Annotated in this window: 18 protein-coding genes; 8 read left to right on the top strand and 10 right to left on the bottom strand. The window is 66.3% G+C overall.

Annotated features, from left to right (window positions below; genetic code table 11):
* Positions 1–194: 194 nt before the first annotated feature.
* On the bottom strand, positions 195–1,985 hold the full coding sequence (locus tag ACQP1T_RS05915; protein ID WP_433758920.1) for an ABC-F family ATP-binding cassette domain-containing protein: 1,791 nt from the start codon (positions 1,983–1,985) through the stop codon (positions 195–197).
* Between the two features lie 377 nt (positions 1,986–2,362).
* Between ACQP1T_RS05915 and ACQP1T_RS05910 the strand changes: the two genes are divergently transcribed.
* The gene (locus tag ACQP1T_RS05910) at positions 2,363–3,211 is read left to right on the top strand and encodes an LLM class flavin-dependent oxidoreductase (protein ID WP_433758919.1); all 849 of its coding nucleotides are present in this window, start codon (positions 2,363–2,365) and stop codon (positions 3,209–3,211) included.
* A gap of 11 nt (positions 3,212–3,222) precedes the next feature.
* Here the strand turns inward: ACQP1T_RS05910 and ACQP1T_RS05905 are convergent, their stop codons facing one another.
* Positions 3,223–4,158, bottom strand: a complete 936-nt coding sequence (locus ACQP1T_RS05905) for a 4-(cytidine 5'-diphospho)-2-C-methyl-D-erythritol kinase (RefSeq protein ID WP_433758918.1) — start codon at positions 4,156–4,158, stop codon at positions 3,223–3,225.
* A gap of 76 nt (positions 4,159–4,234) precedes the next feature.
* Entirely contained in the window at positions 4,235–5,005 is a 771-nt protein-coding gene (locus ACQP1T_RS05900; RefSeq protein ID WP_433758917.1) for an SDR family oxidoreductase, read from the bottom strand.
* Between the two features lie 76 nt (positions 5,006–5,081).
* Between ACQP1T_RS05900 and ACQP1T_RS05895 the strand changes: the two genes are divergently transcribed.
* The 3 genes from ACQP1T_RS05895 (at position 5,082) to ACQP1T_RS05885 (ending at position 6,828) form a co-directional block, all read left to right on the top strand.
* Positions 5,082–5,687 carry a TetR/AcrR family transcriptional regulator gene (locus tag ACQP1T_RS05895; RefSeq protein ID WP_433758916.1) on the top strand — a complete coding sequence of 202 codons (606 nt, stop codon included), beginning with the start codon at positions 5,082–5,084 and terminating at the stop codon, positions 5,685–5,687.
* Positions 5,688–5,853: 166 nt separating this feature from the next.
* The gene (locus ACQP1T_RS05890) at positions 5,854–6,060 is read left to right on the top strand and encodes a heavy-metal-associated domain-containing protein (protein WP_433758915.1); all 207 of its coding nucleotides are present in this window, start codon (positions 5,854–5,856) and stop codon (positions 6,058–6,060) included.
* A 567-nt stretch (positions 6,061–6,627) separates the two neighbouring features.
* Entirely contained in the window at positions 6,628–6,828 is a 201-nt protein-coding gene (locus ACQP1T_RS05885) for a hypothetical protein (RefSeq protein WP_433758914.1), read from the top strand.
* Between the two features lie 81 nt (positions 6,829–6,909).
* Here ACQP1T_RS05885 and rsmA read toward each other — a convergent pair whose 3' ends face one another.
* The 3 genes from rsmA to ACQP1T_RS05870 all read right to left on the bottom strand — a co-directional run bounded on the left by rsmA (position 6,910) and on the right by ACQP1T_RS05870 (position 10,000).
* Entirely contained in the window at positions 6,910–7,791 is an 882-nt protein-coding gene (gene rsmA / locus ACQP1T_RS05880) for a 16S rRNA (adenine(1518)-N(6)/adenine(1519)-N(6))-dimethyltransferase RsmA (protein WP_433758913.1), read from the bottom strand.
* Between the two features lie 56 nt (positions 7,792–7,847).
* On the bottom strand, positions 7,848–8,975 hold the full coding sequence (locus tag ACQP1T_RS05875) for a transglycosylase family protein (protein WP_433758912.1): 1,128 nt from the start codon (positions 8,973–8,975) through the stop codon (positions 7,848–7,850).
* 197 nt (positions 8,976–9,172) lie between these two features.
* Positions 9,173–10,000: a TatD family hydrolase gene (locus tag ACQP1T_RS05870; RefSeq protein WP_433758911.1), complete on the bottom strand. Its 828-nt coding sequence runs from the start codon at positions 9,998–10,000 to the stop codon at positions 9,173–9,175.
* Positions 10,001–10,184: 184 nt separating this feature from the next.
* On the opposite strand from ACQP1T_RS05870, the gene metG reads away from it, so the two are divergent.
* Complete coding sequence (gene metG, locus ACQP1T_RS05865; RefSeq protein ID WP_433758910.1) at positions 10,185–11,744, top strand: methionine--tRNA ligase; 1,560 nt, start codon at positions 10,185–10,187, stop codon at positions 11,742–11,744.
* A gap of 58 nt (positions 11,745–11,802) precedes the next feature.
* Here metG and ACQP1T_RS05860 read toward each other — a convergent pair whose 3' ends face one another.
* The gene (locus tag ACQP1T_RS05860) at positions 11,803–12,555 is read right to left on the bottom strand and encodes an isocitrate lyase/PEP mutase family protein (protein ID WP_433758909.1); all 753 of its coding nucleotides are present in this window, start codon (positions 12,553–12,555) and stop codon (positions 11,803–11,805) included.
* An 87-nt stretch (positions 12,556–12,642) separates the two neighbouring features.
* Positions 12,643–13,500, bottom strand: a complete 858-nt coding sequence (rsmI, locus tag ACQP1T_RS05855) for a 16S rRNA (cytidine(1402)-2'-O)-methyltransferase (RefSeq protein ID WP_433758908.1) — start codon at positions 13,498–13,500, stop codon at positions 12,643–12,645.
* A 287-nt stretch (positions 13,501–13,787) separates the two neighbouring features.
* Between rsmI and ACQP1T_RS05850 the strand changes: the two genes are divergently transcribed.
* Positions 13,788–14,666, top strand: coding sequence for an SDR family oxidoreductase (locus tag ACQP1T_RS05850; protein ID WP_433758907.1), 879 nt, complete (start codon positions 13,788–13,790; stop codon positions 14,664–14,666).
* Here ACQP1T_RS05850 and soxR read toward each other — a convergent pair.
* A complete protein-coding gene (gene soxR, locus ACQP1T_RS05845) occupies positions 14,635–15,120 on the bottom strand; it encodes a redox-sensitive transcriptional activator SoxR (RefSeq protein ID WP_040695381.1) in 486 nt (161 codons plus the stop codon). The two genes, ACQP1T_RS05850 and soxR, sit on opposite strands and share 32 nt — an antisense overlap.
* 109 nt (positions 15,121–15,229) lie before the next feature.
* Between soxR and arcA the strand changes: the two genes are divergently transcribed.
* Both arcA and ACQP1T_RS05835 read left to right on the top strand, forming a co-directional pair.
* A complete protein-coding gene (arcA, locus tag ACQP1T_RS05840; RefSeq protein WP_433758906.1) occupies positions 15,230–16,528 on the top strand; it encodes an arginine deiminase in 1,299 nt (432 codons plus the stop codon).
* Between the two features lie 7 nt (positions 16,529–16,535).
* Positions 16,536–16,895, top strand: coding sequence for a GntR family transcriptional regulator (locus ACQP1T_RS05835; protein WP_433761996.1), 360 nt, complete (start codon positions 16,536–16,538; stop codon positions 16,893–16,895).
* A gap of 3 nt (positions 16,896–16,898) precedes the next feature.
* On the opposite strand, the gene ACQP1T_RS05830 is transcribed toward ACQP1T_RS05835, so the two are convergent.
* Complete coding sequence (locus ACQP1T_RS05830) at positions 16,899–18,500, bottom strand: dolichyl-phosphate-mannose--protein mannosyltransferase (protein ID WP_433758905.1); 1,602 nt, start codon at positions 18,498–18,500, stop codon at positions 16,899–16,901.
* Between the last annotated feature and the right edge of the window lie 164 nt (positions 18,501–18,664).

The following is an 18,664-nucleotide window of genomic DNA, read 5'->3' as shown; positions in this document are numbered from 1 at the left end:
AGTCGAATGGTGGTTGCCGGTGGGGTTTCGAGCAACCATTTGACTCGTTTCGATGGGTTTCTGGGCGCGCCGTACCCGGACTACCTTCGGCAGTCAGCTGGCCAGCCCCACTGGCTGTGGTTGCGTTCTCGGGGGAGTCGAATGGTGGTTGCTGGTGGGGTATGGAGCGACCATCTGACTACCGTCGATGGGATCTAAGTAGTCTCGGCCAGCTCCAGCCAGCGCTCCTCGGCGGATTCCTTTTCGGCCAGGATCTGTTTCAGCTCCGCGCCAAGGGTGATGAGTTTGTCCGGATCGGTGGCGGCGTCAGCTAGGGCGATGTGCAGACGCTGTTCGCGTTCGGTGAGTTTGTCGATGGTGCGCTCGAGTTTGGCCAGCTCCTTGCGCGCGGCGCGGTAGGTGGCCGAGTCGGTGGCGGGGGCTTCGGCGGGCTTGGCATCGCTGGATCGCGTTGTGGCGGAGCTCGATGCGGCGCGCTTTCTCAGGTATTCATCGATGCCGCCGGGCAGATTGGTGAGCTTTCCGTCGCCGAACAGGGCCCAGGTGGAGTCACAGATGCGCTCGATCAGATAGCGGTCGTGGCTGATCACGACCAGCGTGCCCGCCCAGTTGTCGAGCAGGTCTTCCAGTTGTTGCAGGGTGTCGATGTCCAGGTCGTTGGTCGGCTCGTCGAGGAGTAGGACATTCGGTTCGGACATCAGGATTCGGGTCAGTTGCAGCCTGCGGCGCTCGCCACCGGATAGGTCGCCGACGGGGGTGCGCTGACGGGCCGGGGTGAAGCCGAGGCGCTCGGCCAGCTGGCCCGCGGAAATTTCCTTATCGCCCAGCATGATTCGCTGCGCGATCTGCTGTACCGCCTCCAACACCCGCAGGTCGGTGGGTAGGTCGTCGAGTTCCTGACGTAGCCAACCGATCTGAACCGTCTGGCCCTGAATGCGTTTGCCCGCAGCGGGTTCGACGGCACCGGCCAGCGTGCGTAGCAGGGTCGTCTTGCCGGAGCCGTTCACACCGACCAGGCCGACTCGCTCCCCCGGCGCCAGACGCCAGGTCAAGTCGCGCACCAACTCTCGACCGTCCGGGGTGGTGAGGGTGGCGTCCTCGAGCTCGATGACGACGCGACCCAGGCGCTTTCGCGCGAAGGCGGCCAGCGAGACGCTATCGCGCGGCGGCGGCACGTCGGCGATCAGCGCCTCGGCCGCCTCCACCCGATAGCGCGGCTTGGAGGTGCGCGCCTTCGCGCCGCGGCGCAACCAGGCCAACTCCTTGCGCGCCAGATTCGCACGCCTGGCCTCGGAGGCATCGGCCTGCCGCGCCCGCTCGGCACGCGCGAAAATCCAGTCGCCGTAACCGCCCTCATAACTTTCGACCTTGCCGCCGACGACCTCCCAGGTGTCGGTGGCGACGGTGTCGAGGAACCAGCGATCGTGGGTCACCACGACCAGGGCGCTGCGGCGCTCGAGCAGATGCTGGGCCAGCCACTGCACGCCCTCGACATCGAGATGGTTGGTCGGCTCGTCGAGGACGAGCAGATCCAGGTCGCGAACCAGTGCGGCGGCGAGTGCGACGCGGCGGCGCTCGCCGCCGGAGAGATTGTCGATGGAGGTATCCAGGCCGAGGCCCGCGATCCCGATGCCTTCCATCACCGAGCGGATGCGCGAATCCGAGGCCCATTCGTGTTCGGCCACATCGTCGGTCATCGCATCATCGGCCAGTCCGGCCAGCACGACGGATCCGACGGTCGCGCCGACGGGAAGTACGCCGCGCTGGGTCACCACCGCCATGCGCAGCCCGCCGACCCGGCTCACCCGGCCGCTGTCGGGCGGCTCCAGACCGGTCAGCACCTCCAACAGGGTGGTCTTGCCGCCGCCGTTCAGGCCGACGACACCGATCCGCTCGCCCGCGTGGATGCCGAGCGAGACATTGTCCAGGAGCGGTTTGATGCCGAAGCTCTTGGAGACCTGTTCGAGATTGATCAGGTTGGACATGGATCCTTCCGAGTCATGCGCCGGGCGAGTACTCGCCCCGCGCAAGCGTACCGAGCACGCCGAACCCGCCGTCGCCGCACCGAACGCCCCGCCCATGTGCCGTTGTCCAGGGGCGCCCAGAGTCACACCGACCAGCGCAGTCGTCGGCAGCTGTCTCAGGGGCCCGATCCACCGTCGGGTCCTGCGCGCGCCCATCCGCGTGGGCACGCCGCGACTTGCGTGACGAACGACGTTCGTTTACAGTCATCTCAGCGAACATCGTTCGTTACGAACAATGTTACGGCGCTCCTGAGACACAGCCGCAGAATGGGAGCCCCGCCTCGGTGCGAGGTGAGTGGGGCGGCACGGTTTCAATTACCCCTTACCTGGAGGTTCTCATGCACGTCGGACTCGGTCTGCCCATTTCCGATCCCGCCGCCCTGCTCGACTGGGCCCGCCGCGCCGATGCTGGCCCGTTCTCCACGCTCGGCCTGCTCGATCGGCTCGTCTACGACAATCCCGAACCACTGGTCGCGCTCGGCATGATCGCCGGTGCCACCAGCCGCATCAAGGTGCAGACCGAGGTGCTCATCGCGCCGCTGCGCGAGCCGACGCTGCTCGCCAAGCAGGCCGCCACCCTCGATCGCATGTCCGGCGGCCGCCTGGTGCTCGGTCTCGGTGTCGGTGGTCGCGCGGACGATCACATCGCCTCCGGCACCGAGTTGCGCTCGCGTGGCCGTCGCCTGGACGAACAGTTGGCGATCATGCGCCGCCTGTGGTCCGGCCAGCCGTACAGCACCGACTGCGGACCGATCGGTCCCGCACCGCTGCGTCCCGAGGGACCCGAACTGCTCTTCGGCGGCTTCCAGCCCGCCGCCATCGATCGTGTGGGCCGTTGGGCTGGCGGCTTTCTCGCCGCCGCCGGACCCTCGTGGGCCGGTGGCCTCTTCGACACCGCTCGCCGCTCATGGAAGGAACACGGCCGCGACGGCGAGCCCCGCATTGTCGCCCAGGTCAATGTCGCGCTCGGCGCACCCGATCTGATCGACGACGCCCGCGCCTCGATGGGCGCCTACTACGAATTCAGCGGTCGCGCCGACTTCATGCTCGCCGGAATGCTCACCACACCCGCCGAGATCCGCACGGCCATCGGCCAATTCGAGGATCTCGGCGCCGATGAGGTCATGCTCTACTGCTACGGCCGCGATGCCGACCAGGTGGACCGCCTCGCCGACGTCATCGGATAACCGGCGAAACGTCAGCGCTTGCCAGGCATGTCGCTGCTGATGACCCGCGCGCCGGATACCGGTCCGCTGGCCGTCCGCACGCTGCGGCATACACCAGCACCCGCGAGCTCGGCCGCGACCGCCACCGCGCCGTCATCGCTGTCGCATAGGAATGCGCAGGTCGGGCCGGAGCCGGAGACCAGCCCGGCAAGCGCTCCGGCTCCGACGCCCGCGCGCAAGGTCCGCCGCAACTCGGGCTTCAGCGACAGGGCAGCCGCCTGAAGATCGTTACCGAGCAGGGGCGCAAGCTGTTTCGGGTCACCGGAGGCCAGCGCCTGCATCAGCGCCTGCGGCTCACCGAGCCGGGGCGGACTGCCGATCTCGCGTAGTCGGTCGAGTTCGGCGAAGACGGCGGGTGTGGACAATCCGCCCTTGGCCAGTGCGAGCACCCAGTGAAAGGTATTGCGGGACAACACCGGAAGCAGCCGCTCACCCCGGCCCGTACCGAGCGCCGTTCCGCCGTGCAATGCGAACGGCACATCGCTGCCGAGTTCGGTTGCGATCGCGAACAATTCGTCACGGGTCAGCCCGACGTCCCAGAGTTCGTTCAATCCCACCAGCGCGGCGGCGGCATCCGCACTCCCGCCCGCCATGCCACCGGCCACCGGAATGCCCTTGTTGATGGCGATTTCCACCAGCGGCGCGCGGCCCGCCAGATGCGCGACCCGCACGGCGGCCTTCCACACCAGATTGGTGCGGTCGGTGGGCACATCGTCGGCGCCCTCACCGCTGACCCGCACGGTCAGCGAGGCGGCAGGTGCGAGTTCCAGATCATCGCTGAGCGAGAGGGCTTGGAACACCGTGGTCAGATCGTGATAGCCATCCGCGCGCACGTCACCGACGCCTAGGTGGAGATTCACCTTGGACGGCGCGCGCACGATGACGGGACTTGGCACAACTGACAACACGGTGCTCAAGCCTATCCCGTGGGTACGACAGGTGCTCAGCTCGAGATGAGACATTCACCGCCCATGCGTCGGACGGTTACAACAAGGCCCCGCCGGTGGCATCGATCCACTGCCCGGTGACCCACCGCGAATCGTCGGAGGCGAGGAAGGCGGTGATATCCGCGATATCACCGGGTCGGCCGACGCGATTCAGCGGCGACCAACCCGCCACCAACGCCTCGGTCTCGGCATTGCGCAACCAGTTGGCGTTCATATCGGTATCGATCACACCCGGAGCCACGGCATTGACGGTGATGCCGCGGGCGCCGAGTTCCTTTGCCAGCGTTTGGGTGAAGGTGTCGATCGCACCCTTGGTCATCGTGTAGGCGATCAGTTGCGGCATTCTCGCGCCGTGCGTGAGGCCGGTGGAGATATTGACGATGCGGCCGCCGTCGCGCAGTCGATCCAGCCCAAGCTTGGTGACGAAGAACGGCGCCTTCGCATTGACCGCGAAGACCCGGTCGAAGGCGGCCTCATCGGTGCCGCCGATCGGTTCGCGGATGCCATCGATGCCCGCATTATTGACGATGACGTCCACGCCGTCGGCCTGTGCGTCGAATGCGGCCCACAGCGCCGCGGCATCGCCGGGTACGCCGAGTTCGGCCGTGATCGCGAAAGCCGAACCACCTGCCGCCTCGATGGCGGCGACGGTTTCCTTCGCCGCCTGCTCATTGCCGTTGTAGTGCACGGCGACCCGCGCCCCGTCCCGGCCGAGCCGCTCCGCGATGGCCCGGCCGATGCCGCGGCTCGCGCCGGTGACCAGCGCGGTCTTGCCGTCGAGCCGGGCGGTTTGCAGCTGTGCACCCATGACGGGTTCCTTTCTCTAGCGGTCACTACAGAAAGGACGTTAGCACATTCTCTAGTGAGCGCTATAAAATGTCGACATGAGCGCACCGACCAGGGGACGCCCCCGCTCGTTCGACCGCGATGCCGCGCTGGAAAAGGCGCTGCGGCTGTTCTGGGCGCGCGGTTACGAGGCGACCTCGATCGGCGATCTGACCGCGGCGATGGGCATCGGCGCGCCGAGCCTGTATGCCGCATTCGGCGATAAGGCGACGCTGTTCAACGAGGTGGTGCAGGTCTTCGGCACGCGCTACGGCAGTTTCATCCCGCGCGCGCTCGCCGAGGAGCCGACCGCCGAAGCCGTGGTGCGCCGCATCCTGCGCGAGGCGGCGAAGGAGTACACCCGGCCCGACTGCCCGCACGGCTGCCTGGTGATCAGCGCGGGACTCAATACCACCAGCACCGAGATCGCCGACATGCTGCGCGCGCTTCGCAATCGGAATGTGGCAGCCTTCGCCGAGCGCATCCAAGCGGATATCGACGCGGGCTTATTGCCGCCGGGCGCCGACGCGGCCACCCTCGCGCGGTATGTCGGCACCGTCATGCAGGGCATGTCACAGGCAGCTCGGGACGGCGCGAGTTCCGCCGAACTGGAGCGGGTTGCCGAAATGGCCATGCGCGGTTGGGCTTCCGCCGTCCGCGGCTGATTCGGCGTTATCGGGAACCAACCGAACCTTCGGAGCGACTAGTCAACGGAATCTCCGGAACGAGGTGGCGACTACGCACTTGCGCTCAATACCCACGGGGGGTATGTTCGTTCCTGTCGGGGATACCCCTGCACCGTATAATCGAATGCGAGCGAAGGAGTCGGAGATGGCCACGAGCACCTACACCGTCACGGGGATGACCTGCGGACATTGCGCCAACTCGGTCAAGACGGAGATCGGCAAGATCGATGGCGTGACCAGCGTGGACGTCGACCTCGCCAGCGGCGCGGTCCGGGTGGACAGCACCGCACCGCTCGCCGACGCCGCCATCGTCGCCGCCGTGGACGAGGCGGGATACGAGGTCGCCGTCTGATCAGGTCCGGCCGAGATTCGCCGCGGTCGGCGGCGGTCTCGCCGCGCTGTCCGGTGTCGCGCTCGGTATCGGCGCCCTGGTGGGCGATCCGACCGACTCGACACCGGACCACGGCGCGATGGCGCATACCGAACAGGACAGCGGGCTGTCGGATTCACGATCCGGGTACCCCTGGGCGCACCCGAATCGAGTCGGGGCTCTGCGTTTTCGGATCACCGGACCGCGCTCCGGTCACGCGATTCACCACCCAGCACGACAAGAAGCTGGACCTGATCGTGGTCCGCTCGGCCACCACCGGCTATCGGCACGCGCATCCGACCATGGACGAACCGGCACCCGGTAGATCGACGCCTACCTGCACGTTCATCCGCAGGGCGAAATCGGTCGCACCCCAGCGGGTTCGGAGGTCGACTTCTATGCCCAGACCCCGAGTGCGGGCACATTTCGGCGGTATCTAGACTTCTCGCACGACGGTGTCGTACCTACCGCTGAGTTCACCGCGCGCGTCGAATCATCCACAGCGCCATCCACATCCGATGGTGGACACCATTCGGGTGACGGTCACCCATGACCGCAGGCGCCGACCAGCCCGTGCCCGAGCGGGCATTCGGCGTGATGACCTGCGCTTTCGGCGAAAACGCGGCGCATGGCAACACGCGCCAGTTGATTGCCGAAGCGCATGGACGAGGTTTCGCGACCGACAAGACAAAAGTTGGTTATCCACAATCCGTTTCGCTACTGCGCCGCCCCAGCAAGCGAACCGGGTGAACAACGCGGTGCACGATCCCGCCTCACCCGCAACAGAAACCGACCAGTCCGACGTAACGGCCACAGCGCGGCCGATGCAAGTTACGTCTGATCGGCCAGACGGACAAAGGCTGCGGTGTCGAGGGTTTCGCCGCGAGCGGTCGGATCGATGCCAGCGGCGACCAAGCGGCGTTCGGCTTCGGCGGGAGAACCGGCCCAGTTGCCGAGGGCGGCGCGGAGGGTTTTGCGGCGCTGGGCGAAGGCGGCATCGACGACCGCGAAGACGCGGCGGCGATGTGCCTCGTCCATCGGCCAGGGCGGTTCGGCGTAGCGCTCGACGCGGACCAGGCCGGAGTCCACCCGCGGCACCGGCCAGAACACCTGGGTGCCTACCGCACCAGCGCGGCGCACAGTACCGAAGAAACCCGCCTTGACGCTCGGCACGCCGTAGATGCGACTGCCCGGCTCGGCGGCGAGACGGTCCGCGACCTCCGCCTGCACCATCACCAATGAGGTTGTGATGCTGGGCAATTCGGCGAGCAGGTGCAGCAGCACCGGCACGGCGACGTTGTAGGGCAGATTCGCCACCAGCGCCGTCGGTGCCGCAGGCAGTTTGTCCGCGCGAACGCGCAGCGCATCGGCTTCCACGACGGTCAACTGCCCGGCCAGTTCCGGCGCGCGATCGGCGACGGTCACCGGAAGATGTTCGGCCAGCACCGGATCGATCTCGACGGCGACAACTGAATCCACCACATCGAGCAGCGCCAATGTCAGCGAACCGAGCCCCGGCCCGACCTCGAGCACGGTATCCCCGCGCCCCACCCCGGCCGCCGCGACAATCCGCCGCACCGTATTGGCGTCGTGTACGAAGTTCTGTCCGAGCTGCTTGGTCGGCCGCACGCCGAGTCGCTCGGCGAGCGCCCGCACTTCGGCGGGTCCGAGCAAAGCAGCGCTTCCACGAGCGGAAATATCGGGTTCGGACACGTCCGACAACGTATCAACCACGCCGATCCGCGACCGACCGGCACACCATCGGACCCTCAGCCGATACCCAGGCGGCTCGTGCAGGCGGGCCAGGCGCCCCAACCCTGCCGGGCCCGAGTCACTTCGGCGATGGCGATCTGTTCTTCGCGGGTGGCCAGGTCGGCGCGCGGGGCGTACTTGAGACCGCCCTGGCGCTCCCAGGTGCCCTGGTCGAATTGGATGCCGCCGTAGTAGCCGTTGCCGGTATTGATGCCCCAGTTACCGGTCGACTCGCAGCGGGCCAGCGCATCCCAGATATCGCCGTCGCGCACCGGCGGCACCTCGGTGCCGGGCTTGGCACCCTTGCGGACCGTCTTCGGCTGCGCCGTCACCTTCACAGTGGAAGCGATGGGCCGCCGACTGACCTCCTGGCCATTGACCATGGTGACCGCGAACGTCACGTCCTGCACGCCGGGCGCACCCGGGGTCTCCACCACGGTCCGGCTCATATTCATGGTCGGATCCTCGATCACATTCTCCGGCGGATCCAGCGGCACCGTCTCGACCTTGTTCTCGACGCGCTGGCGGGTCACCACGATCCGCAGCCCATCGGTGAGCGGCGTGGTCGCCGCGGGTTCGACGGTGTCCTGCTCGATCAGCGGAATGCCCGCGGCGGTGAGGAATTCACCGACGGTCGGCGCGGCCAGTCGAACATCGACCGGATTGCCGATGCCGTCGAGCAGCGATACCGAACGCGGGGTGGCGATCCGCAGCTCGGCGCCCTCGAGCGGCAACCTCTCGTTGCGGGCCGGGGAAACGAATACCTCGCGGGGCAGGTGCAGTTGGTCGACCACGTCACCCGCGGTCAGACCGGTGGACCACACCTTCTCGGCCTTGCCGTCCAGCGATATCGCGACCTCACGCGCCCGGTTGTAGGTGATGGTCGCACCATCGGTAATCGACGCGGCCAGCGCGGGCCGGACCAGGTCGCGGTCGTTGACATCGAAACCAGCGGCCTTCAGCACCCCGCTGACATTGCGCGACATGGTGGTCTGCGTCATCTGCTCGCCGTCCACGACGACCGTGACCGTCTTGCGGTTCACGATTGCCATCGCGGCACCGACGATCAGCGTCACCAGCAACGCCGCGACCGCCGCGTACAGCAGCGGCGAGCGGGACTGGTTGATCCTCGTGAATGGAGACATGGTCACAGTACGATAACGAAGGGGTCAGCGGTCGACAACCGTAGTGTTACGAGCGGCGGGTATCAATATCACAAACGAATATCGACGCCGCAGGTAAATCACAAAACGTACCGGTCAAAGTGACCTAGGACACACTTACTCGGCCAAATGTGAAACAAGATCAGGTGAAATTGCCAGCCGCTCGCCCGAGCGCGATTTCAGACGCCGTAGACGCAGCGGGCATTGGCGGTGGTGATTTCGGCGAGAGCCGCCGGATCCTGTTCGCGCAATTCCGCTAGGGCGCGCACGGTGTAGGGCAGGCAATACGATTCGTTGGGTGCGCCACGGAATGGATGCGGTGTGAGATATGGCGCATCGGTTTCGACCAGGATCTGATCATCCGGCACTACCTTGGCGGCCTCGCGCAATTCGTGCGCGTTCTTGAAACTCACCGTGCCGGAGAAGCTGAGGATGTATCCCTCGGCCACACACGACATCGCCATATTGGTGTCCGAGGAAAAGCAGTGGAAGATCACGGTTTCCGGCGCGCCTTCGTCCAGCAATACCGTCAGCAGATCGTGGTCGGCCTCGCGGTTGTGGATCATCAGCGGTTTGCGCAACCGTTTGGCCAGGTCGATATGCCAGCGGAAGCCTTCGACCTGATCCTCGATATCGGCGCACCCCTCCAACTTGCCCGGCCAGTAGTAATCCAGCCCGGTTTCGCCGATCGCGACGACGCGCGGGTCGGCGGCCAAGCGCTCCAGTTCGGTCTTGGTCGCCTCGTCGAGCGCATTCGCTCGGGTCGGATGCAGCGCCACGGCGGCGAACACCCGCCGATCCCAGTTCGCGGCCTGTACGGCCCACTGCGCCGCGGCCAGATCATCGGCAACGGTCACCACCTGGCCGACGCCGACCGAGGCCGCGCGGTCCACGATCACCGCCGTCGACGCCGCATCGGTTGCCCCGCAGGCATCAAGATGGGTATGCGCGTCTACCAGCGGCGCGAGCGGTTCCGGCAGCTCGGGCGCGGGCCGTTTCGCACTCATCGGTGAACTCCAGCACACCAGATCGCGGGCGCGCGACGGCGGTCATCGCCTCGGGGGATATTCACGTGAGCGTCGGAATCCACGCGCATTACAGTAGATGCACCATGAGCGAGCGAAGCGAGCGATCGATCAACACAGCCGCCGGTGCGGTCATACCGGAGCCGAGCGTCAGCGAGGCGCAGGTATGAGCGCAGCTGACCGCCCCGCCTTCTACATCACAACGGCCATCGCATACCCGAACGGTGCGCCGCACATCGGGCATGCGTACGAGTACATCTCGGCCGATGCCCTCGCCCGCTTCAAGCGGCTCGACGGTTATGACGTCTTCTTCATGACCGGCACCGATGAGCACGGGCAGAAGATGCAGCAGACCGCGGTCGCCGAGGGGGTGCCGGTGGAGGAGCTCGCCGCGCGCAACTCGGATGTATTCGAGGCGATGGACAAGACGCTCGACATCTCCTACGACCGCTTCATCCGCACCACCGATGACGACCACCAGGTGGCCAGCGCCGCGATCTGGGAGCGGATGCTCGCCAACGGCGATATCTACCTGGACAACTATTCGGGTTGGTACTCGGTGCGCGACGAGGCGTTCTACACCGAGGAAGAAACGACGCTGCTCGAGGACGGCACCCGGGTCTCGACCGAATCGAAGACGCCGGTCACCTGGACCGAGGAGTCGAACTACTTCTTCCGGCTGTCGAACTACCAGGACAAGCTGCTCGCGCTCTACGACGAACATCCCGAATTCATCGCGCCCGCAACGGCTCGCAACGAGATGGTCAGTTATGTGAAGGCGGGTCTGAAGGACCTGTCCATTTCGCGGACCACCTTCGACTGGGGTGTGCCGGTGCCCGGACATCCCGATCACGTGATGTACGTCTGGGTGGACGCGCTCACCAACTACATCACCGGCGTGGGCTTCCCGAATACGGAATCCGTTGCGTTCCAGCGGTTCTGGCCTGCCGACGTACACATCATCGGTAAGGACATCACCCGGTTCCACACCGTGTACTGGCCCGCGTTCCTGATGTCGGCCGGGATCGAATTGCCGAAACGCGTTTTCGTGCACGGGTTCCTGTACAACAAGGGCGAGAAGATGTCCAAGTCGGTCGGCAATGTGGTCGACCCGCTGGCGCTGGTCGACGAATACGGCGTCGACGCGGTGCGTTTCTTCCTGCTGCGCGAGATCTCCTATGGTCAGGACGGCAGCTACAGCCACGAGGCGATCGTCGGGCGGATCAATACCGATCTGGCCAATGAATTCGGAAATCTGGTGCAGCGCAGCCTGAAGCTGGTGGCTCGCGACTGCGGCGGCGTGGTGCCGACGCCGGGTGAATTCACCGAGGCCGATCGTGCCCTGCTCGACCGCGCCAACGGTCTGCTGGAGCGCTGCCGCACCGAATTCGACACGCAGCAAATGCATTTGGCGTTGGAGGCGATCTGGCTGACGCTCGGTGAGGCCAACCGCTACTTCTCCGCGGAGGCGCCGTGGGCGCTCGCCAAGACCGGCACCGAGGAGTCGCTGGCCCGCGAGGCGACCGTGCTGTACGTGACCATCGAACTGCTGCGCATCGTGGCGATTCTGGTGCAACCGGTCATGCCCGAATCCGCGGGCAAGATCCTCGACCTGCTCGCCACGCCGAACCGGGCATTCGCCGATATCGCGACACCGCTGGTCCCCGGCACCCCGCTGCCGGAGCCGGTCGCGGTCTACCCACGCTACGTCGAGCCGAAGAAATAGCCCACCCACGACAGAGCCCCCGAACTTCACGAGAAGGTCGGGGGCTCTTCGCGATTGCCTACTTCCAGCGGTCGAGCAGCCGTTCGATTTCGGCGGTCAGCGCCCTCTGGAGCATGGGCCCGAAGCTGATCCGGCCGACGCCCTGATCGGCGAGCACGGCCCGATCGGACTCGCCGGGCACCGCGACCATGCTGATCGGCCGCGGCAGTTCACTCGTCAGCCGCCGGATATCGGCGTCGGCTCGCGCACCCGCCGGGAACAGTGAGTCGGCGCCCGCCTCGGCGGCCAGCCGCAGGCGCGCGATGGCACGGTCGACGCGGTCGCTGTCGTCGCCGTCCTGGCGCATGAACAGGTCGGTGCGCGCATTGATGACCACGTGTACGCCCGCCGCATCGGCGAATTGCCGCAATCCGCGAACGAAGTCGGCATGCTCTTCGGCCGTGCGCAAGCGGCCGCCCTCGCTGTGCACCGTGTCCTCGATATTGAGGCCGATCGCGCCCGCCTCCAGCAGCCCTTCGATCAACTGCGCGGGCCCGAGCCCGTAACCGGATTCGATATCGACGGATACCGGAACATCGACCGCGCCGGTGATCTGCCGGACGCGGGTCAACAGTTCCGCGAATGCCATCCCTTCCTTATCGCTGCGCCCGACCGAATCGGCGACCGGATGACTACCCAGGGTCAGCGCCGAAAATCCCGCCGCGACAGCGACATTCGCCGACCACGCATCCCATACCGTCGGAAAGACACCGGGATCGCCCGGCACGTGCAATTCGAGAAACGCCTTCGCCTTGCTTTCCAAAGAGGTCATGACACCGATCATCGTCGCGCCCGTGACCGATAGCACTATGACACTCCCCATCCGGCCGCCCGGAAGTGTCGGCGACGGCGAGTCGCGCTAGAAACTGTCACCGCCGTCGCGGCGCGCGGTCAGTACCGCGTCGTAGAGTTCGCGGCGGGAAACGCCGGTCTCGGCGGCCACCTGGGCGCACGCGTCCTTGAGGCGAATCCCCTCGGCCGTCAGCGATTCGACCTCGTCGACCAGATCGGCGGGATCGGCCGCGACGGGTCGGGCGCCTTCGAGGACGACGGTGATTTCACCACGCGCGCCATCGACGGCCCAGGCGGCGAGTTCGCCGAGGTTGCCGCGCACGACCTCCTCGTAGGTCTTGGTCAGTTCCCGGCAGACCGCGGCCCGCCGGTCCGGACCGAGTACCTCCACCGCGTCGGCCAGGCAATCGGCGAGCCGGTGCGGGGCCTCGAAGAAGACGCAGGCGCGCGGCTCGGTGCGCAAGGTGCGCAACCACTCTCGACGCTGGCCGGATTTGCGCGGTGCGAATCCGTCGAAGCAGAAGCGCTCCACCGGGAGCGCGGACAGTGCCAGGGCAGTGGTCACCGCCGACGGTCCCGGCAGGCAGGTGACCGGCAGCTGACGCTCGACACAGGCCACCACCATGCGATAGCCGGGATCGCTGACCGACGGCATACCGGCGTCGGTCACCAGCAGCACCGTGCTGCCGCCCTCGATCTCATCGAGCAGCGCCGGAATCTTCGCGGATTCCACGTGGTCGTCGAAGCGCAGTACCCGCCCGGTGATCGCCACGTCCAGGGCCTTCGCGAGGGCACGGGTGCGCCTGGTGTCCTCGGCCGCGACGATGTCGGCGGATCCGAGCGCCTCGCGCAGCCGCTGTGAGGCATCGCCGATCTCGCCCATCGGCGTCGCCGCGAGCACCAATCGCCCCACCTGGTCCGCCACACCACTCCTGTCCGCTCGACCGCATCATCGTTTTCCCAACGCAGCGTATCGGCACAGGGCAACCGGACCCGATATGCCCTGGATTGCACCGCCATACCGATCAGCGCAATGCGGCCGCGTGTTTGGTCGATCTCGGCATCGAGCCCTTCAGCGCAGCTGCGCTCCTGCGCTCCTGCGCTATGACGCTGGCGCAATCCAGCACTCCCCATATCAGCCATGAGCGAGTCAGGCGTCGGGACGGGACGGTTGCCGCGTACCCTGCGTGCAACCGATTCGGTTTATTCGAGATGGGATCCGGTGTGCTTGGTTTTGGGCGCGGAAAGACAGTGCGGGATGCGAAGGTGCTCGTCACCGGGGCGGCGAGCGGAATAGGTCGGGCTACCGCCCTGGCTTCCGCGGCCGCGGGTGCCGAACTGGTGCTGACCGATATCAATGCCGAGGGCCTCGAGGATACGGTTCGCACCATCAAGGAGGCGGGCGGCACCGTGCTCACAGCGCGGGCCCTGGACATCACCGACTACGACGCGGTCACCGCCTTCGCCACCGACGTGCACGCCGAATTCGGCAGCCTCGATATCGTCATGAATGTCGCGGGCACCTCCACCTGGGGCACCGTGGAGAATCTCGAGCACCGGCACTGGCGCAAGATGGTGGATGTCAATCTGATGGGCCCTATCCACGTGATCGAGAACTTCGTGCCGCCGATGGTCCGGGCGAAACGCGGTGGGGCCCTGGTGAATGTCTCCTCGGCGGCCGGAATCCTCGCGCTGCCATGGCATGCCGCCTACAGTGCGGGCAAATTCGGCATCCGCGGCGTCTCCGAGGTCTTGCGATTCGACCTACGGCGCCATGGCATTTCGGTGCACCTCGTGGTACCCGGCGCGGTGAACACACCGCTGGTACAGAGCGTCGAGCTGGTCGGCGTGGACAGGGAAGACCCGAAGATAAAGCGACTCGTCACCGCATTCACCAAGCACGCCGTATCGCCGGAACATGTTGCGGCGGAGATCCTTCGCGGCATCGAGCGCAACCGGTTCCTGGTCTACACTTCCTTCGATATCCGCTTCGGCTACTGGTGGGCCCGTAAATTCGCCTACCCCTACGAATTCGTGATTCGCCGCACCAGCGATCGGTTCAGCAGGCTGCTGGCTTCGATGGGCAGTTGAGCGTCACATCGAGCACGCGAGCGCCGGGCCCCTGTTCGCCGAGGCGGTCGTGTTCGTTGACCAGTCGGCAGCTGCCGAGAGACAGGCAGCCGCAGCCGATGCAGCCGGTCAGGTTGTCGCGCAGGCGAGTCAGCTGGGTGATGCGGTCGTCGAGGTCGGCCTGCCATGCGGTGGACAGGGTCTCCCAGTCGCGCCGGGTGGGGGTTCGGCCCTCAGGGAGTTTGTCGAGTGCGGCACGGATTTCGCTCAATGGAATGCCGACCCGCTGGGAGATGCGAATGAAGGCGACGCGGCGCAGCGTTTCGCGGGCGTATCTGCGTTGATTGCCACTGGTGCGACGACTCGAAATGAGACCCTCGCGTTCGTAGAAGTGCAACGCGGAGACCGCTACTCCGCTACGCTCGGACAGCTGCCCGGGGGTCAGCTCCTTCGCTCGCCAATCGGTTGTCGACATCACGCTCCTCCATTCACCTGAACAATACTTCAGGTTAGGGTGCGCTGGAGTCGGAATCGGCGACACCCAATTGCGTGCTCTTACGCCCTCGGCGAACTACGGTCGGATCATGGGAGCAGACGCGGTGCGGGCGGGGCAGGATGGCGGTGCGGACGATGGGTTCGATGGTGTCGGCGATCCGGGCGGTCGACTGGCGGTCACCTCCGAGGTCGCGACCCTGCGCACGGTGCTGCTGCACCGGCCCGGCGACGAATTGCGGCGGCTGACCCCGCGCAATAACGATCAACTGCTCTTCGACGGCATTCCGTGGGTCGAGCGGGCTCAGCAGGAGCACGACATCTTCTCCGGTGTGCTGCGCGAGCGCGGCGTCGAGGTGCTGCTGCTCGCCGATCTGCTCGCCGAAACCCTCTCGGTCAGCGGTGCGGCCCGCATCCAGGGCATCTCCGGCGCCGTCGACGCGCGCAAACTCGGACATATGCTGGCCGACGAGCTCGCGGCCTTCCTGCGCGGCGTCCGAGCCAGGGACCTGGCCAATATCCTGATGGCCGGGATGACCTTCGACGAGCTTCCCTTCGAAGGCGACAACACTTCACTGGTGCGGCGCATGCACCACGGCGCGGATTTCGTCATCGATCCGCTGCCGAATCTGCTGTTCACCAGGGATTCGTCATTCTGGGTCGGCCCGAGGGTGGCGATCACCTCGCTCGCGCTGCCCGCTCGGATGCGCGAGACCTCGCTGACCGATCTCATCTACGCATTCCACCCGCGCTTCCTCGGGGTGCGGCGGGCCTACGAATCGCATACCGCGCCGATCGAAGGGGGCGATGTGCTGTTGCTCGCGCCGGGCGTGGTCGCGGTCGGCGTCGGCGAGCGCACCTCGCCAGCGGGCGCGGAAGCGTTGGCGCGCAGTCTGTTCGACGACGATCTCGCCCACACCGTGCTGGTCGTCCCGATCGCTCAGAATCGCGCGACCATGCACCTGGACACCGTCTGCACCATGGTCGACACCGATGCCATCGTGATGTATCCGGCCGTGCGGGATTCGCTGTGCGCGTTCACAATTCACCGCGAAGACGACTATGGCGGACGCAACGACCAGGCCCGGGTGAGTATGCGCGGCCCCGAGCCGTTCCTGCCCGCGGCCGCGGACGCGATGGGCATCGGCAAACTGCGGGTCATCGATACCGGACTCGATGGCGTCACCGCCGAACGCGAGCAGTGGGACGACGGCAATAACACCCTGGCGCTCGCGCCCGGCGTGGTCGTCGCCTACGAACGCAACAATATGACCAATACGCGGCTCGAGGATGCTGGCATCGAGGTGCTGCGCATACCGGGCTCCGAATTGGGTTCCGGCCGTGGTGGTCCGCGATGCATGTCCTGCCCGCTGTCCCGAGATGACGTGTGAGCGTGCGATGTTCACCATTACCGTGACCCATGATTCGTCGATTCCGCCCTACGAGCAGTTGCGGCTCGGTGTCATCGCGCAGGTTCGCTCGGGCGAGTTGACGGCGGGGACGAAGATCCCGACGGTGCGAGCTCTGGCCGCCCAACTCGGGCTCGCGCCGAATACGGTCGCTCGGGCTTATCGCGAACTCGAGGCCGACGGGGTAGTCGAAACCCGGGGCAGGCAAGGATCTTTCATCGCGTCCTCGGGTGACCCGACCAAAGATCTGGCAGGGCGCGCCGCGACCGATTACGTCGCGACCATCCGACGGCTCGGTCTCGACGACGATGCGGCACTTCAGTACCTCAGATCGGCTCTGGAGAGTTAGTCATCAGCGCCAACTGGGCAGCCACAGGTGGTCGTGCCAGTTGCCGGGGGTGATCGGCAGCGCGGTCAGAATCGGCCAGAGCCAGATGAAATTCGCGATCACCAAGCCGAGGTAGAGACAGACCGCGAGCAGTCCGAGGCTGCGCCGTTCACTGGGTACGGCGGGCAGATAGGTGCCCGCCGGACTGCGCGGTATTCGTACCGATCGGGCCGGGCCGAGAATATCGCCACACACCAGCGCGATCCCCATCACCAGGAACGGCGCCAGCGGTACGGCGTAGAAGTAGTACATCTGCCGATCGAGGGTGAAGAACCAGGGAATGAGTCCGGCGCCGTATCCGGTGAGCACCGCCGCATAGCGCCAATCGCGACGGACCACACCGCGCCACAGCATCCAGCCGAGCACCGGGAAGGCGATCCACCAGATCGCCGGGGTGCCGATGAGCATCACGGCCTTCACGCACTGGGTCTGACCACAGCCGGTGACACCGCTGTCGGCGTAGTAGTAGAGCATCGGCCGCAGGCCCATCGGCCAGGTCCACGGCTTGGATTCCCAGGGGTGATGGTTACCGGCGGAATTGGTCAGACCCTCGTGGAAGCGCAGTGTTTCGCCGCTGTAGTACCACAGCGAGCGCAGCGCATTCGGCAGGAACGACCACGGCCCGTCCCGACCGACCTGATTGCCGACCGCATAGCGGAAGACACCGTCCTCACTGGCGAACCAGGCCCAGTAGCTGGCCAGATACACCCCGAGCGGAATCAGCACCAACGAGTACAGCGCGGGCCCGACATCGCGCACCGCCGTGCCGACCCAGGGCCGTCGCACACCATAGGCGCGCCGCGCGGAGACATCGAAGTAGACGCTCATGAGCCCGAACGCGAGGATGAAGTACATCCCGGACCACTTTGTGCCGCAGCAGAGTCCGAGCAGCACCCCGGCGCCGAAACGCCACCAGCGCACTCCTAGTCGCGGACCCCATTCGCTCGCATCGATCCGCCCCTCGTAGTCCACCTCGGCGATTCGAGCCCTGACCTCGTCGCGGTCCACGATCAGACAGCCGAATGCGGCGGTGACCAGCAGCGCCATGAAGATATCGAGCATGCCGATGCGCGAGGAGACGAAGGTGAGTCCGTCGGCGATCAGCAGAATGCCCGCGATCGCACCGACCATGGTGGAGCGCGCCATCCGGCGCACGATCCGGATGACCAGCAGCACCAGGATCGTGCCCGCCAGCGCGGCGCTGAATCGCCAACCCCAGCCGTTGTAGCCGAACATCCACTCGCCCACCGCGATCAACTGTTTGCCGATCGGGGGATGCACCACCAGTCCGTAGGCGGGATTGTCCTCGACGCCGCCGCCGGTGAGGATCTGCCAGGCCTGCGGCGCGTAATGCTTCTCGTCGAAGACCGGGGTGTAGGCGTCGGTCGGATAGTCCAACATGATGAAGCGCGTCAACGCCGCGATCGCGGTGAGTACCGCGGTGACCACCCACCCCTGCATTGTGTCGAGCGGCCCGAAGTCGGGCGATGGACGCAGGGGCGCGGGGCTCGACCAAGAGGGCACGGCCCCGGCTACGGTCACGCGCTGGTCGGTCACCTGGGTCACGCCCCGATCGTATGCTGTGCGCGTCCCCGTGACCCGCACCGGTGAGCGCGCCGCCGCGCGAATCACACCCTGAGCTGCCTTCACGGACATTCCCGTGAGTATCACCTGTGCGCTCGGTGTGGCGTCGGAGTATGCGATGACTCCACTACCGCCGAACCGGGCCG

Source organism: Nocardia sp. CA-135398 (assembly GCF_050955845.1).
Classification (GTDB): Bacteria; Actinomycetota; Actinomycetes; order Mycobacteriales; family Mycobacteriaceae; genus Nocardia.
The sequence above is the reverse complement of the archived record's forward strand: the minus strand, read 5'-3'. Positions and strand labels throughout refer to the sequence as shown.

Bases quoted from the DNA above. Each gene is read 5' to 3' on its own strand.
- ACQP1T_RS05915 (WP_433758920.1), bottom strand. From the start codon at position 1,985: ATGTCCAACCTGATCAATCTCGAACAGGTCTCCAAGAGCTTCGGCATC.
- ACQP1T_RS05910 (WP_433758919.1), top strand. From the start codon at position 2,363: ATGCACGTCGGACTCGGTCTGCCCATTTCCGATCCCGCCGCCCTGCTC.
- ACQP1T_RS05900 (WP_433758917.1), bottom strand. From the start codon at position 5,005: ATGGGTGCACAGCTGCAAACCGCCCGGCTCGACGGCAAGACCGCGCTG.
- ACQP1T_RS05895 (WP_433758916.1), top strand. From the start codon at position 5,082: ATGAGCGCACCGACCAGGGGACGCCCCCGCTCGTTCGACCGCGATGCC.
- ACQP1T_RS05890 (WP_433758915.1), top strand. From the start codon at position 5,854: ATGGCCACGAGCACCTACACCGTCACGGGGATGACCTGCGGACATTGC.
- ACQP1T_RS05885 (WP_433758914.1), top strand. From the start codon at position 6,628: ATGACCGCAGGCGCCGACCAGCCCGTGCCCGAGCGGGCATTCGGCGTG.
- ACQP1T_RS05875 (WP_433758912.1), bottom strand. From the start codon at position 8,975: ATGTCTCCATTCACGAGGATCAACCAGTCCCGCTCGCCGCTGCTGTAC.
- ACQP1T_RS05870 (WP_433758911.1), bottom strand. From the start codon at position 10,000: ATGAGTGCGAAACGGCCCGCGCCCGAGCTGCCGGAACCGCTCGCGCCG.
- metG (WP_433758910.1), top strand. From the start codon at position 10,185: ATGAGCGCAGCTGACCGCCCCGCCTTCTACATCACAACGGCCATCGCA.
- ACQP1T_RS05860 (WP_433758909.1), bottom strand. From the start codon at position 12,555: ATGACCTCTTTGGAAAGCAAGGCGAAGGCGTTTCTCGAATTGCACGTG.
- ACQP1T_RS05850 (WP_433758907.1), top strand. From the start codon at position 13,788: ATGGGATCCGGTGTGCTTGGTTTTGGGCGCGGAAAGACAGTGCGGGAT.
- soxR (WP_040695381.1), bottom strand. From the start codon at position 15,120: ATGTCGACAACCGATTGGCGAGCGAAGGAGCTGACCCCCGGGCAGCTG.
- arcA (WP_433758906.1), top strand. From the start codon at position 15,230: ATGGGAGCAGACGCGGTGCGGGCGGGGCAGGATGGCGGTGCGGACGAT.
- ACQP1T_RS05835 (WP_433761996.1), top strand. From the start codon at position 16,536: ATGTTCACCATTACCGTGACCCATGATTCGTCGATTCCGCCCTACGAG.